13 protein-coding genes are annotated in these 14902 nt (G+C 70.0%); 3 read left to right on the top strand and 10 right to left on the bottom strand.

The window, feature by feature from the left end; genetic code table 11:
* The first annotated feature begins 4 nt into the window (after positions 1-4).
* From zwf to pgl, 3 genes are read left to right on the top strand one after another with little or no spacing between them, the layout of a single operon-like run.
* Positions 5-1555 carry a glucose-6-phosphate dehydrogenase gene (zwf, locus tag CVS47_RS06130; protein ID WP_127095305.1) on the top strand — a complete coding sequence of 517 codons (1551 nt, stop codon included), beginning with the start codon at positions 5-7 and terminating at the stop codon, positions 1553-1555.
* Positions 1552-2511 carry a glucose-6-phosphate dehydrogenase assembly protein OpcA gene (locus CVS47_RS06125; protein WP_127095304.1) on the top strand — a complete coding sequence of 320 codons (960 nt, stop codon included), beginning with the start codon at positions 1552-1554 and terminating at the stop codon, positions 2509-2511. The genes zwf and CVS47_RS06125 overlap by 4 nt, the downstream gene beginning before the upstream one ends.
* A complete protein-coding gene (gene pgl / locus CVS47_RS06120) occupies positions 2504-3295 on the top strand; it encodes a 6-phosphogluconolactonase (RefSeq protein WP_127095303.1) in 792 nt (263 codons plus the stop codon). Before CVS47_RS06125 ends, pgl begins: the two co-directional genes overlap by 8 nt.
* An 80-nt stretch (positions 3296-3375) precedes the next feature.
* On the opposite strand, the gene CVS47_RS06115 is transcribed toward pgl, so the two are convergent.
* From CVS47_RS06115 to uvrA, 10 genes are all read right to left on the bottom strand, one after another.
* Positions 3376-3732, bottom strand: coding sequence for an RNA polymerase-binding protein RbpA (locus tag CVS47_RS06115; RefSeq protein WP_127095302.1), 357 nt, complete (start codon positions 3730-3732; stop codon positions 3376-3378).
* A gap of 1 nt (position 3733) precedes the next feature.
* Positions 3734-3982 carry a preprotein translocase subunit SecG gene (secG, locus tag CVS47_RS06110; protein ID WP_127095301.1) on the bottom strand — a complete coding sequence of 83 codons (249 nt, stop codon included), beginning with the start codon at positions 3980-3982 and terminating at the stop codon, positions 3734-3736.
* Positions 3983-4096: 114 nt separating this feature from the next.
* Complete coding sequence (gene tpiA / locus CVS47_RS06105) at positions 4097-4912, bottom strand: triose-phosphate isomerase (protein WP_127095300.1); 816 nt, start codon at positions 4910-4912, stop codon at positions 4097-4099.
* The gene (locus CVS47_RS06100; RefSeq protein WP_127095299.1) at positions 4900-6117 is read right to left on the bottom strand and encodes a phosphoglycerate kinase; all 1218 of its coding nucleotides are present in this window, start codon (positions 6115-6117) and stop codon (positions 4900-4902) included. Before CVS47_RS06100 ends, tpiA begins: the two co-directional genes overlap by 13 nt.
* An 8-nt stretch (positions 6118-6125) precedes the next feature.
* Entirely contained in the window at positions 6126-7136 is a 1011-nt protein-coding gene (gene gap, locus CVS47_RS06095; protein ID WP_127095298.1) for a type I glyceraldehyde-3-phosphate dehydrogenase, read from the bottom strand.
* A 104-nt stretch (positions 7137-7240) separates the two neighbouring features.
* Positions 7241-7867 (bottom strand): superoxide dismutase, encoded by a 627-nt coding sequence (locus tag CVS47_RS06090; protein WP_127095297.1) that lies wholly within the window; start codon positions 7865-7867, stop codon positions 7241-7243.
* Between the two features lie 152 nt (positions 7868-8019).
* Entirely contained in the window at positions 8020-8997 is a 978-nt protein-coding gene (gene whiA, locus CVS47_RS06085; RefSeq protein ID WP_127095296.1) for a DNA-binding protein WhiA, read from the bottom strand.
* A gap of 64 nt (positions 8998-9061) precedes the next feature.
* Positions 9062-9943: an RNase adapter RapZ gene (gene rapZ / locus CVS47_RS06080; RefSeq protein ID WP_127095295.1), complete on the bottom strand. Its 882-nt coding sequence runs from the start codon at positions 9941-9943 to the stop codon at positions 9062-9064.
* Between the two features lie 48 nt (positions 9944-9991).
* Positions 9992-11908, bottom strand: a complete 1917-nt coding sequence (gene uvrC / locus CVS47_RS06075; RefSeq protein WP_127095294.1) for an excinuclease ABC subunit UvrC — start codon at positions 11906-11908, stop codon at positions 9992-9994.
* Between the two features lie 2 nt (positions 11909-11910).
* A complete protein-coding gene (gene uvrA / locus CVS47_RS06070; RefSeq protein WP_127095293.1) occupies positions 11911-14799 on the bottom strand; it encodes an excinuclease ABC subunit UvrA in 2889 nt (962 codons plus the stop codon).
* Positions 14800-14902: the final 103 nt, after the last annotated feature.

The following is a 14902-nucleotide window of genomic DNA, read 5'->3' as shown; positions in this document are numbered from 1 at the left end:
TCCGATGACCGTCCAGATCTCGCGCGGGCACAACCCGCTGCGCGACCCCGAAGACGGACGCCTCAACCGCATCGCCGGTCCGAGCGCGCTCGTCATCTTCGGCGTCACGGGAGACCTCTCCCGCAAGAAGCTCATGCCCGCCGTCTACGATCTGGCGAACCGCGGCCTGCTGCCGCCCGGCTTCGCGCTGGTGGGGTTCGCGCGCCGCGACTGGGAGGACCAGGACTTCGCCCAGGTCGTCTACGACGCGGTCCGCGAGCACGCGCGCACGGAGTTCCGCGAGGACACGTGGCGTCAGCTGCTCCAGGGCATCCGATTCGTGCAGGGCACCTTCGACGACCCGGAGTCGTTCGCGCGCCTGCGCGAGACCGTCGACGCCCTGGACGTGGAGCGCGGCACGATGGGCAATCACGCGTACTACCTGTCGATCCCCCCCAAGGACTTCCCGATCGTCGCGAAGCAGCTGAAGGATTCGGGTCTGGTGGGCGAGGACGCGGGCGACGACGACTGCTGGCGCCGCGTGGTGATCGAGAAGCCCTTCGGACACGACCTCGACTCGGCGCGCGCGCTCAACGACGCGCTGCGCTCGGCCTTCCCGACGGACTCGATCTTCCGGATCGACCACTACCTCGGCAAGGAGACGGTGCAGAACATCCTCGCGCTGCGCTTCGCCAACGAGCTGTACGAGCCGCTCTGGAACCGCAACTACGTCGACCACGTGCAGATCACGATGGCCGAGGACATCGGCGTCGGGGGCCGTGCGGGCTACTACGACGGGATCGGCGCCGCGCGCGACGTCATCCAGAACCACCTCCTGCAGCTGATGGCGCTCACCGCGATGGAGGAGCCGATCAGCTTCAACGCGAAGGACCTCCGCGCCGAGAAGGAGAAGGTTCTCGCCGCCGTGCGGCTGCCGGAGGACCTCTCCCTGGCCACCGCCCGCGGGCAGTACGCCGGCGGGTGGCAGGGCGGCGAGCATGTGCTCGGCTTCCTCGAGGAGGACGGGATGAAGCCCGACTCCACGACGGAGACCTACGCGGCCGTCAAGCTCGAGGTGAACACGCGCCGATGGGCCGACGTGCCCTTCTACCTGCGCACGGGTAAGCGCCTCGGCCGTCGCGTGACCGAGATCGCCGTCGTGTTCAAGCGCGCGCCGCAGCTGCTGTTCGGTCGCAGCCAGACCGAGGAGCTCGGCCAGAACGCGCTCGTGATCCGCGTGCAGCCCGACGAGGGCGTCACGATCCGCTTCGGCTCCAAGGTCCCCGGCGTCGGCACGCAGGTGCGCGACGTCACGATGGACTTCGGCTACGGCCACGCGTTCACCGAGGCGAGCCCCGAGGCCTACGAGCGTCTCATCCTCGATGTCCTCCTCGGTGACCCGCCGCTGTTCCCCCGTCACGAGGAGGTCGAGCTCTCGTGGAAGATCCTCGACCCCATCGAGGACTTCTGGGCCGAGCAGGGCGGCCCGCTGGAGCAGTACGCCCCCGGCTCGTGGGGTCCGGCATCCGCCGACGAACTGCTCGCCCGTGACGGAAGAACCTGGAGACGTCCGTGATCATCGAACTGCCCGACACCAACGTCAGCAAGATCTCCCGCGCGCTGGTCAACGTGCGCGAGGAGGGCGGCGCCGTCGCCCTCGGTCGTGTGCTGACGCTCATCATCGCCACCCGGCGCGGGCTCGAGGAGCAGGTCATCGAGGCGGCGAACGACGCCTCGCGCGAGCACCCGATGCGCGTCATCGTGCTGATCGTCAACGGCGGCGACGGAGACGACGCCGACGCCCGCCTGGACGCGCAGATCCGCGTGGGCGGTGACGCCGGCGCCAGCGAGGTCGTGGTGCTGCGCGCGTTCGGCGCCGCGGGGTCCAACCCGGAGAGCCTCGTCACCGGACTCCTGCTGCCCGACGCGCCTGTCGTGGCCTGGTGGCCCGGCGACGCCCCGCCGATGCGCGCAGAGTCTCCGATCGGCCGCATCGCGCAGCGACGGATCACGGACGCCTCGACGCAGGACGACCCCGCGTCCTGGATCGCCGGCCTCGGCGAGAGCTACGCGCCCGGCGACACCGACTTCGCGTGGACGCGGCTCACCCGCTGGCGCGAGCAGCTCGCGGCTGTCCTCGACCAGCCGCCGTACGAGGAGGTCACCGCCGTCGAGGTGCGCGGCGCCTCCGACTCCCCGTCCACGGCGCTCCTCGCGGCGTGGCTGCGTCTGAAGCTCGACGTGCCGGTGGCGTACTCCTATCTGTCGGCCGACGAGTGGCCGCACGGCATCAAGTCGGTGCGCATGACGCGAGCCGGCGGAGATATCGTGCTGGAGCGTCCGACCCCGGGGATGGCGGTGCTCACGCAGCCCGGTCAGCCCAGTCACGACCTCGCTTTCCCCCGTCGCACCCTGCGGGAGTGCCTGGCCGAGGAGCTGCGCAGGCTCGATCCGGACGTCCTGTATGGTCGAGTGATCACCGAGGGCTGGTCGCTCTTGGACCCGCCGGAGGCAACGGAGACGAATGGCTGAGTTCTTCACCGAGAAGCGGGTCGTGATCAGTCCCGACACCGATCACCTCGCGGATTCGGTCGCCTCGCGCTTCCTCAGCCGGGTCTACAAGCGCAGCGAAGCCGGCGAGACGGTGCACGTCTCCCTGACCGGCGGCACGATGGGCACCGCGGTGCTGCGCGCCGCGGCCGCCCGGCCGAAGGCGTCGAAGATCGACTGGTCGCGCGTGCACTTCTGGTGGAGCGACGAGCGTTTCGTCGCGCAGGATTCCGACGACCGCAACGAGAAGCAGGCCCGCGAGGCCTTCCTCGACGGCCTCGACATCCCCGCAGCGAACATCCACGCGATGGCGTCGACCGACAGCGGCCTGGATCTGGATGCCGCGGCCTCCGCCTACGCCGAGGAGCTGGCGGCCTTCGCCCCGGCCGACCGCGCCGACAGCGGCCCCTGGCCGTCGTTCGACATCTGCTTGCTGGGCGTGGGCCCCGACGGCCACATCGCCTCGCTGTTCCCCGACCGGCCGGAGATCTCGCTCGTCGACGTCTCCACCGTCGCGGTGCGGGACTCCCCCAAGCCGCCGCCGGATCGCATCTCGGTCACCCGGCCGGTGATCAACTCGTCGCAGCGCGTGTGGATGGTGCTCGCCGGAGCCGACAAGGCCTCTGCGCTCGGACTGGCCCTCGCCGGAGCGAGCTACCTGAGCGTCCCCGCCGCCGGCGCGAAGGGCCGTCGGCGGACGGTGCTCTTCGTCGACGACGCCGCCGCCGCACAGGTCCCGCAGGAGCTCATCGACCGCGACTACTGAGCCGGACGACCGCACCGGACAGCAAAGGGAGAAGCGGATGCCGAGGCATCCGCTTCTCCCTTTTCGTCGTGTGCGCGCGGTCAGCCCTGACCGCGGCGCTCGCGCAGCTGCTGCAGTGCGTCGTCGAGGAGGTCGGTGGCTTCCTTCTCGGTACGGCGCTCCTTCACGTAGGCCAGGTGCGTCTTGTACGGCTCCGTCTTGGCGACGGCCGGCGGGTTCTCGCGGTCGCGACCGGCGGGAAGCCCGGAGTGCGGGGAGTCGATCGTCTCGGGGATCTCCTCGTCGGCGATGCCGGCGGCGAAGTGGCGGACGGTCTCGTTGCCCAGGGCGTCCCAGTAGGAGATGGCGACGCGGTCGGCGTGGAAGCCGTGGTCCTGCTCGCCCATGGGTCCTGCACCGACGCGGGTGCCGCGGATCGCGTTTCCTCCTGTGGCCATGTCAGATCCCCTGGAATTTGGTGATGAGGCCGAGGGCCACGATGGACAGGAACCACGCGAGTGCGAGGATCACGGTGAAGCGATTGAGGTTGCGCTCGGCGAGGCCCGAAGAGCCCATCGCCGAGGTCATGCCGCCGCCGAACATGTCGGAGAGGCCGCCACCGCGGCCCTTGTGCAGCAGGATGAGGAGCGTCAGCAGGAGGCTCGTGATGCCGAGCAGCACCTGCAGGACGAACTGGAGGATGTCCACAGTCGTTGAAGCCTTTCACCGCGGTCCGATGGACCGCACAAGCCTCGAGTATACCGGCTGACACGATTCCGCCCCGCTCGCCGCAACGGGCGGCGGGCGGGGCGGACGGTGTCGTCAGACGCCGACGTGCTTCTGGAAGCGGATGATGGCGGCGAACTCGTCGACGACGAGGCTCGCGCCGCCCACGAGGGCGCCGTCCACATCGGGTTCGCGCATGAAGCTCGCGATGTTCGCGGACTTCACCGAGCCGCCGTAGAGCACGCGGGTGCGCGCGGCGGCGTCGGCCCCGAGGGACTCCCCCACCACCGCGCGGAGCTTCGCGCAGACGTCCTGTGCCTGGTCGGGCGTCGCGGCCTTGCCGGAGCCGATGGCCCAGACCGGCTCGTACGCCACCACGATGTCCGCGTCGGCGGGGACGCCTTCGAGTGCGACCCTGAGCTGGCCGACGGGCACGGCGCTCGCGCCGAACTCCTCGAGGTCGTCGGCGGTCTCACCGACGCAGATCACCGGCACGAGCCCGTAACGCAGCGCCGCCTGCACCTTGGCGGCGACGATCTCGTCGCTCTCCTGGTGGTACTCGCGACGCTCGGAGTGCCCGATGATCACGTAGCGGCAGTCGAGCTTCGCGAGGAACTGTCCCGAGACCTCGCCGGTGTACGCGCCGGAGTCCTTCGTGGAGAGGTCCTGGCCGCCGAGCGAGAACGGGATCTTGTCGGCGTCGATCAGCGTCTGGACGGTGCGGATGTCGGTGAACGGGGGGAAGATCCCGACCTCGACCGAGCCGTCCTCGTGCTTGGCGTCCTTCAGCGTCCACTGCAGCTTCTGCACGAACGCGACGGCCTGGAGGTGATCCAGGTTCATCTTCCAGTTGCCGGCGATGAACGGGGTGCGCGCGGCGCCGCCCGTCGATTCCTGCGTCACTGCGACCATCCGAGGACCTCCAGTCCGGGGAGCTTCTTGCCCTCGAGGAACTCCAGGCTCGCTCCGCCGCCCGTCGAGATGTGTCCGAATTGGTCGTCGGTGAAGCCGAGCTGGCGCACTGCCGCCGCCGAGTCGCCGCCGCCGACGACCGACAGGCCGTCGACCTCGGTGAGCGCCTGGGCGACGGAGCGCGTGCCGTGCGCGAAGTCGGCGAACTCGAACACGCCCATCGGGCCGTTCCAGAACACCGTGCTGCTCGAGCGGATGACGTCCGCGAACTGCTCCGCGGTGCGGGGGCCGATGTCGAGCCCCAGACCGTCCGCACCGGCAGGGGTGTCCTCGAGTCCGTCGACGTCGGCCGTCACATGCGCCGCGTCGGCGGAGAAGGATGCCGCCACCTCGGCGTCCACGGGGAGCACGAGCTCGACGCCGCGCTCCTGTGCGGTCGCGATGTAGCCGCGCACGCGCTCGAGCTGGTCCTCCTCCAGGAGGCTCTTGCCGACGGCGTGGCCCTGCGCCTTGAGGAAGGTGAACATCATGCCGCCCCCGATGAGGAGGCGGTCGACGCGCGGGAGCAGGTGCTCGATGACACCGAGCTTGTCGCTGACCTTCGAGCCGCCGAGCACGACCGTGTACGGCCGCTCGGGGTTCTCGGTGAGACGGTCCAGGACGTCGAGCTCGGTGGCGATGAGCAGGCCTGCTGCGGACGGCAGCAGCTCGGCGAGCTCGTAGACGCTCGCCTGCTTCCGGTGGACGACACCGAATCCGTCCGACACCAGGACGTCACCCAGGGCGGCGAGCTGCTGCGCGAAGGCCCGGCGCTCCGCATCGTCCTTGGACGTCTCGCCCGCGTTGAAGCGCAGGTTCTCCAGCACCGCGACGTCGCCGTCCGCGAGGCCGTCGACGGTCTCGCGGGCGGACTCGCCCACGGTGTCACGGGCGAAGGCGACCGGCGAGCCCAGCAGCTCGGAGAGCCGCTCGGCGACGGGAGCCAGGCTGTAGCGGTCGTCGGGTGCGCCGTCGGGTCGTCCCAGGTGGGAGCAGACGACGACGCGCGCGCCCTGGTCGATGAGGGCGTTCAGCGTGGGGAGCGTGGCCCGCACACGGCCGTCGTCCGTGATGACCGCGTCCTTGAGGGGGACGTTGAGGTCAGCACGGACGATGACGCGCTTGCCGGCCAGCGAACCCAGGGTGTCGAGGGTGCGCAGGGCCATGGCCGGGCTCAGAGACGCTCGGCGACGTACTCGGTCAGGTCGACGAGACGGTTGGAGTAGCCCCACTCGTTGTCGTACCAGGCGGAGACCTTGACCAGGTTGCCGCTGACGTTGGTCAGCTCCGAGTCGAAGATCGACGAGTGCGGGTTGCCCTGGATGTCGCTCGAGACGATCGGGTCCTCGGTGTACTGCAGGTAGCCGGCGAGGCGACCGTCGGCGGCGGCCTCCTTGTAGGCGGCGTTGACCTGGTCGACGGTGAGGCCCTCGGCGGGCGTCACGATGGTGAGGTCGACGATCGAGCCGGTGGGCACGGGAACGCGGTACGAGGAGCCGCTGAGCTTGCCGTTGAGCTCGGGGAGCACGTGGCCGATGGCCTTCGCGGCACCGGTCGAGGCGGGGACGATGTTGATCGCGGCACCGCGGGCGCGACGGAGGTCGCTGTGCGGGCCGTCCTGGAGGTTCTGGTCGGCCGTGTAGGCGTGCGCGGTCATCATGAAGCCGCGCTCGATGCCGAAGGCGTCGTTGAAGACCTTGGCCAGCGGTGCGAGGCAGTTGGTCGTGCACGAGGCGTTGGAGATGATGACGTGGTTCTCGGGGTCGTAGTCGCCCTCGTTGACACCCATCACCACGGTGACGTCGTCACCGGTGGCCGGAGCCGAGATGAGCACCTTCTTGGCGCCGCCGGCGATGTGCTTCTTGGCGTCCTCCGCCTTCGTGAAGCGACCGGTGGACTCGATGACCACGTCGACGCCGAGCTCCCCCCAGGGGAGGTTGGCCGGGTCGCGCTCTTCGAAGACCTTGATGGTCTTGCCGCCGACGGTGATGGAGTCCTCGTCGTAGGTCACCTCTTCGGCGAGCGGTCCGCCCACCGAGTCGTACTTGAGCAGGTGCGCGAGCGTCTTGTTGTCGGTGAGGTCGTTCACCGCCACGATGTCGAGGTCCGCGCCCTGCGCGAGCGCGGCGCGGAGGTAGTTGCGTCCGATACGGCCGAAGCCGTTGATTCCGATCTTGACAGTCACGGAAGATCTCCTGATGTGTCGTGCGCGAGAGCGCGGTTGTTGCGGGTGGATCGCGAAGGACAACGGCGTCCCGGCGGGCGATCCCGCCGGGACGCCCGCTGTTGCTATGACAGTACCAGCAGGCCCGAAGTCTTCTCACGGGCGGTGGTGAAGCGCTGCGCCACGTTGGCCCAGTCGGCGATGTTCCAGACCGCCTTGACGTAGTCCGCCTTGACGTTGAGGTAGTCGAGGTAGAACGCGTGCTCCCACATGTCGAGCTGGAAGATCGGCACGGTGCCCTGAGCGGTGTTGGACTGCTGGTCGAACAGCTGCTGGATGATCAGCTGCTGGCCGATCGAGTCCCAGCTGAGCACGGCCCAGCCGGAGCCCTGGATGCCGGTGGCGGCGGCGGTGAAGTGCGCCTGGAACTTGGCGAAGCCGCCGAAGTACTCCTGGATCGCCGCGGCCAGCTCGCCCTCGGGCTCGCCTCCGCCGTTGGGCGACAGGTTCGTCCAGAAGATCGAGTGGTTGACGTGGCCGCCGAGGTTGAAGGCCAGGTCCTTCTCCAGCTTGTTGACGTTCGCGAGGTCGCCGCTGTCACGGGCCTCCGCGAGCTTCTCGAGCGCGGTGTTCGCGCCGTCGACGTACGTCTTGTGGTGCTTGTCATGGTGGAGTTCCATGATCTTCGCGCTGATGTGCGGCTCGAGCGCGGCGTAGTCGTAGGGGAGGTCGGGCAGCGTGTAGATCGCCATGTTCTCTTCTTCCGGTCGGCGCCGGGCCGAGGCTCCTCGGCGCGGCGAGGGTGACGTGTTCATCCTAGTGAGGGGCAACGCGGTGGAGCAGGGGTTGCTTCCCCGCATGACGGGCGATATCGGACGCCGCGGCGTCCGCCCGCCCGGAGGTCTCAGTCCTCGACACCCACCGGCACGGCCGACTCGGTGTCGGGCACGCCGTCCTGCTCGGCCTTCTTGTCGGCCATGGCCAGGAGGCGCCGGATGCGGCCGGCCACGGCGTCCTTGGTCAGCGGAGGGTCGGCGTGGTGGCCGAGCTCGTCGAGGCTGGCATCGCGGTGCGCGAGGCGCAGATCGCCGGCCTCCTTCAGGTGGTCGGGCACCTCGTCGCCGAGGATCTCGAGCGCGCGCTCGACGCGGGCGCAGGCGGCGACGGCGGCCTGGGCGGAGCGGCGCAGGTTCGCGTCGTCGAAGTTGACGAGCCGATTCACCCCGGCGCGCACCTCGCGCCGCTGGCGGAGCTGATCCCACTCGCCGGCGGTGCGCTTCGCGCCCATCTCGGCGAGCGTCTGGCGGATGGCCTCGCCGTCGCGGACGACGACGCGCGGCACGCCGCGCACCTCGCGCGCCTTGGCGGGGATGCCCAGCCGGTGGGCGGCCCCGACGAGGGCCATGGCGGCCTCGGGCGACGGGCACGCGATCTCGAGCGCGGCGGAGCGCCCGGGCTCACTCAGGGAGCCGGACGCGAGGAACGCACCGCGCCAGACGGCGGACAGATCGCCGCGCGAGCCGGTCGTCAGCTTGTTCGGGAGGCCGCGCACGGGGCGGCGGCGCTGGTCGAGGAGGCCCGTCTGCCGGGCGAGGGTCTCACCGCCCTCGATGACGCGCACGGCGTAGTGGCTGCCGCTGCGCTGGCCGGAACCCTGCACGTGCACGAGCTCGGGGCGCACGCCGTACAACTCCATCAGGTCGCGTGCGGTGCGCCGGGCGAGGGCGTCGGAGTCGAGCTCCGCCTCCACCGCGACGCGGTTGGCGATGGAGTGCAGCCCTCCCGAGAAGCGCAGGAGGGAGGTCAGTTCGGCGACCCGGGCGGTGGGCCGCAGGTCGCGGACGGCCATGAGCTCGGCCTTCACGTCGGCGGTCAGCGGCACGGGACTCCTCAAGTCTCAGATGGGCATGGGGCGAGACGACTCGGGGTCGGAACGAGGGTCCAGCCTACTCGCGACCGAGGTCGCGGTGTGTCACGCGGACCGCCACGCCCGGCTGCGACGACAGGCGCTCGGCGAGTTCGCCGGCCGTCACGACGGAGCGGTGCTTTCCGCCCGTGCACCCCACCGCGATCACCGAGTGCCGCTTGTTCTCGCGCTGGTATCCCGCGAGCACGGGCGTGAGTGCGCTCGCATAGGCGTCGATGAACTCGGTCGCGCCCGGCTGTGCGAGCACGAACTCCTGCACCGCGGCATCCTGGCCCGTCAGGGGACGCAGCGCCTCGTTCCAGAAGGGATTCGGCAGGAACCGCATGTCGGCGACCATGTCGACGTCGGTGGGCAGACCGTACTTGAAGCCGAAGCTCATGATGGTGACCGTGTGCCGGGCGGCTCCCTCCTCGGAGAAGAGCTCGACGATGCGCGACGAGAGCTGGTGCACGTTCAGCGCCGAGGTGTCCACGAGCACGTCCGCGCCCTCGCGCACGGGGGCCAGGCGCTGCCGCTCTCGGCGGATGCCGTCGAGGATCGTGCCGTCGCCCTGGAGCGGGTGCGGGCGGCGCACCGACTCGAAGCGGCGGACGAGCGCGTCGTCGGAGGCGTCGAGGAAGAGCACGCGCAGCTGCCGCGCGTCGCGCAGGGCCCGCGTCACGGCGGGCAGCTCGGTGAAGAGGTCGCGCCCGCGGACGTCCACCACGACCGCCACGCGCGGCACGGCGCCGCCGGCGAGCTCGGTCAGCTCCAGCAGCGGCTTCAGCATGCGCGGCGGGAGGTTGTCGACGACGTACCAATCGAGGTCCTCGAGCGCGTTGGCGGCCGTGGAGCGACCCGCTCCCGACATGCCCGTGACGATCAGCACCTCACCCGGCTGCCGGTCCTCCGCCTCGCTCATGTGTCCCCCGTCTTCTCCCCCAGCCTACCCACCCGCCGGAGGACCGACTCATCCCTCCGACAGATGGGCGTGCACGGTCGCCGCCAGCTTGGGGCCGATGCCCGGCAGCTCGGCGATCTGCTCGGGCGTCGCCTCGCGCAGCGCCGAGACCGAGCCGAAGTGGCGCAGCAGCGCCTTGATGCGGGTGTCTCCGAGACCGGGCACCTCCGCCAGGACGCTGGAGATGTCACGCTTGCGCCGCCGCCGCTGGTGGGTGATGGCGAAGCGGTGCGCCTCGTCTCGCAGCCGCTGCAGCAGGTACAGCGCCTCACTCGTCCGGGGCAGGATCACCGGGTACTCCTCCCCCGGCATCCACACCTCCTCGAGTCGCTTCGCGATGCCGCACAGGGCGATCTCGGAGTGCCCGGCGTCTGCGAGGGCGCGCGCCGCGGCCTCCACCTGGGGTTTGCCGCCGTCGACGACGAGAAGCTGCGGCCGGTAGGCGAAGCGCGGCTTCTTGCGCGTGGTGACGACCTCGCCGTCGGAGACGCCGGCGGCCAGGACCGCCTCGACATCGGGCAGCTCCTCCCCCTCCTCGGGCCGGTCGAGGTAGGCGAGACGCCGTGTGAGCACCTGGTAGAGCGAGTCGGTGTCGTCGGTCGTCTCGGGCACGCCGAAGGAGCGGTACTGGTCCTTGCGCGGCAGGCCGTCCTCGAACACCACCATCGACGCGACGACGTTCGTGCCGCTGAGGTGCGAGACGTCGAAGCACTCGATGCGCAGCGGCGCCTCGGCCAGGTCGAGCGCCTCCTGGAGGTCGGTGAGCGCCTGTGAGCGGGCGACGTAGTCGCTGGTGCGCCGCGTCTTGTGGAGCATCAGCGCCTGCTGGGCGTTGAGGTTCGCGGTCTTCATCAGGTCGGCCTTGCGCCCGCGCTGCGCCACCTGGATCGACACGGGCCGCTCGCGGCGGTCGCGCAGCCACTGCTCGAGATCCGCCGCGTCGTCGGGCAGCGTGGGCACGAGCACCTGCCGGGGGATGTCCGCGGCCGCGGCATCCCCGTACGCCCGCTGCAGCACCTGGTCGACGAGGTCGGCCCCGGCGATGTCGAGCTCCTTGTCGATGGTCGTGGCCCGCACACCGCGCACGCGGCCGCCGCGGATCACGAAGTGCTGCACGGCGGCCGACAGCTCGTCCTCCGCGATGCCGAAGACGTCGGCGTCGGTATCGGGGGCCAGCACCAGCGCGCTGCGCTTGAGGACCGCGTCGATGGCCTGGAGCCGGTCGCGGTAGGTCGCGGCGGCCTCGTAGTCCATCGCCGCCGAGGCCTCCTTCATCCGTGCCGTCAGGGCGCGGGCGAACCGCTCGTCGCCGCCGGACATGAAGGAGATGAAGTCGTCGACGATCGCGCGGTGCTCGTCGATCGTGACCTTCATCGAGCAGGGTCCGCCGCAGCGTCCGATCTGCCCGGGGAAGCACGGGCGGCCCGACTGCATGGCCTTCTTGTACGACGCGTCGCTGCAGGTGCGGATCGGGAAGACCTTGATCATCAGGTCGATGGTGTCGTGCACCGCCCATACCTTCGGGTACGGGCCGAAGTACTTGGCACCCTTGATGCGGTGGTTGCGCGTGACGATGACCCGGGGGGCCTCGTCGGCGAGGGTGATCGCCATGAAGGGGTAGGACTTGTCATCGCGGTAGCGGACGTTGAACGGCGGATCGAACTCCTTGATCCACATGTACTCCAGCTGGAGCGAATCCACGTCGCTGTCGACGACGGTCCATTCGACGGATGCCGCGGTGGTCACCATCCGGCGGGTGCGCTCGTGCAGCGACCGCAGCGGGGCGAAGTAGTTCGACAGCCGGGCGCGCAGATTCTTCGCCTTGCCGACGTAGAGCACGCGCCCGTCGGCGTCGCGGAAGCGGTAGACGCCCGGATTGGTGGGGATCTCCCCCGGCTTCGGGCGGTACGAGAGCTGTGCGGCCACGCTCAGCCCGCCTTGCGGACCGCCTGGCCGCCGCCCAGCACCTCGGCGAGGAACCCGCCGGTGTGGCTCGCCTCGACCCGCGCGACCTGCTCGGGCGTGCCGGTGGCGATGACCTGCCCGCCGCCGGCGCCACCCTCGGGGCCGAGGTCGATTATCCAGTCGGACGACTTGATGACGTCGAGGTTGTGCTCGATGACGATGACCGTGTTGCCCTTGTCGACCAGGCCGTTGAGGACCTCGAGCAGGCGCCGGACGTCCTCGAAGTGCAGGCCGGTGGTCGGCTCGTCGAGCACGTAGATGCTGCGGCCGTTGCTGCGGCGCTGGAGCTCGGTGGCGAGCTTGACGCGCTGCGCCTCGCCGCCCGACAGGGTCGTGGCCGACTGGCCGAGGCGGACGTAGCCGAGACCGACGTCGACGAGGGTCCGCAGGTAGCGGTGGATCGCCTGGATGGGCTCGAAGAAGTCCGCGGCCTCCTCGATCGGCATCTCGAGCACCTCGGCGATGTTCTTGCCCTTGTAGTGCACGGCGAGCGTGTCGCGGTTGTACCGCTTGCCGTGGCACACCTCGCAGTCGACGTACACGTCGGGGAGGAAGTTCATCTCGATCTTGATCGTGCCGTCGCCCGAGCACGCCTCGCAGCGGCCGCCCTTGACGTTGAAGCTGAAGCGTCCGGGCTGGTAGCCGCGGACCTTCGCCTCGGGGGTGTCGCTGAAGAGGGTGCGGATGCGGTCGAAGACGCCGGTGTACGTGGCGGGGTTCGAGCGCGGCGTGCGGCCGATCGGGCCCTGGTCGACGTGCACGACCTTGTCGAGCTCGTCGGTGCCCGTGACGCGGGTGTGCTTGCCCGGCACTCGGCGGGCGCCGTTGAGGCGCGACGCCAACACCTCGTACAGGATGTCGTTGACGAGGGAGGACTTGCCCGATCCGCTCACTCCGGTGACAGACGTGAGCACGCCGAGCGGGAAGTCGACGGTGACGTTGCGGAGGTTGTTGGCGCGCGCGCCGACCACCGTGATCTTGCGGCTCTTGTCGATGCGCCGGCGCTTCTTCGGAGTCGGGATCTCGCGGCGCCCGGTGAGGTAGTCGGCGGTGAGCGACTCCCGCTCGGTCAGGAGGGAGTCCATGGGCCCGGAGTGCACGACGCTGCCGCCGTTCACGCCCGCCCGGGGTCCGATGTCGACCACCCAGTCGGACGCCTGGATCGTCTCCTCGTCGTGCTCGACGACGATCAGGGTGTTGCCGAGGTCGCGGAGGGTGACCAGCGTCTGGATGAGACGGCGGTTGTCGCGCTGGTGCAGGCCGATCGACGGCTCGTCGAGCACGTACAGCACGCCGGTGAGACCGGAGCCGATCTGTGTCGCGAGGCGGATGCGCTGGGCCTCGCCACCTGACAGCGAGCCGGCGGAGCGTCCGAGGTTGAGGTAGGTGAGCCCGACCTGGATGAGGAAGTCGAGACGCGCGCGGATCTCGCGCAGCACCTGCGCGGCGATCTTCGCCTCGCGGTCGCTGAGCTGCAGCTGCGCGAACCATTCCTGCGCGTCGGCCAGGCTGAGACGCGAGGCGTCGGCGATGGAGTGCCCGTGCACGAGCACGGCGAGCACCTCGGGCTTGAGGCGCGCGCCGTCGCAGACGGGGCACGGCACCTCGCGCAGATACTCCGACCAGCGCTGGCGCTGAGAGTCGGTCTCGGCCTGCGTGTACTGCCGCTCGATGTAGGGCACCACGCCCTCGAACCCGGAGGCGTAGCGCATCTCGCGCCCGTACCGGTTCTTCCACTTGACGGTGACCTTGTAGTTCTCGCCGCGCAGCACGGCCTCGCGCACGTCGCTCGGGAGCATCCGCCACGGGGTGTCCAGCGAGAAGTTCAGGTCGCGCGCCAGTCCCTCGAGGAGGCGCTCGTAGTACTGGAAGAGCCCCTTGCCCTGGGTCGTCCACGGGATCAGCACGCCTTCGCGGATGGAGGCGTCCTCGTCGCCGAGCATGAGGTCGGGGTCGACCGACATGCGGGTGCCGAGGCCCGAGCAGGCCGGGCAGGCGCCGAAGGGCGCGTTGAACGAGAAGGTGCGCGGCTCGATCTCGGTCAGCTGCAGCGGGTGCCCGTTCGGGCAGGCGAGCCTCTCGGAGAAGCTCTGCCACGCGTCATCCCCCTCGCCGTCGACGAAGTTGACCTGCATGATCCCGCCGGCGAGCCCCAGCGCGGTCTCGACCGAGTCGGTGACGCGGCCGAGGATGTCGGGGGCGGCCACGAGACGGTCGACGACCACCGCGATGTCGTGCTTGTAGCTCTTCTTCAGCACGGGCGGCTCCGCGAGCTGGATGAGCTCGCCGTCGACGATGGCGCGGGCGTAGCCCTTCGCGCCGAGCTCGCGGAACAGGTCGACGAACTCGCCCTTCTTCTGCGTGACGATCGGCGCGACGATCTGGTAGCGGGTGCGGTCCTCCAGCTCCATGAGCTGATCGGCGATCTGCTGCACGGTCTGGCGCTGGATGACCTCGCCGCACTCCGGGCAGTGGGGCACGCCGATGCGCGCCCACAGCAGACGCATGTAGTCGTGGATCTCCGTGATCGTGCCCACCGTCGACCGCGGGTTGCGGTTGGTGGATTTCTGGTCGATCGAGACGGCGGGGCTCAGCCCCTCGATGAAGTCGACGTCGGGGCGGTCGACCTGGCCGAGGAACTGGCGGGCGTAGGCGCTCAGCGATTCGACGTAGCGACGCTGGCCCTCCGCGAAGATCGTGTCGAACGCGAGGCTCGACTTTCCCGACCCCGAGAGGCCGGTGAACACCACGAGCGAATCCCGCGGGATATCGAGGTCGACGTTCTTCAGGTTGTGCACGCGAGCACCGCGAACACTGAGTTTTCCGGGCGCGACGACAGGAACGATGGGCACCGGACAAGTCTAGGCGGCCCCTCCGACACCGGCCCCGGGGTTCGCTCCGAGCGAGGAACGACGGATGCCGCGGGCCCGTCCGGCCCGCGGCATCCGCCTCGTT

This window comes from Microbacterium lemovicicum, assembly GCF_003991875.1.
GTDB lineage: Bacteria > Actinomycetota > Actinomycetes > Actinomycetales > Microbacteriaceae > Microbacterium > Microbacterium lemovicicum.
Note: the sequence above shows the minus strand (reverse complement) of the source record. Positions and strands in the feature narration are given on the sequence as shown.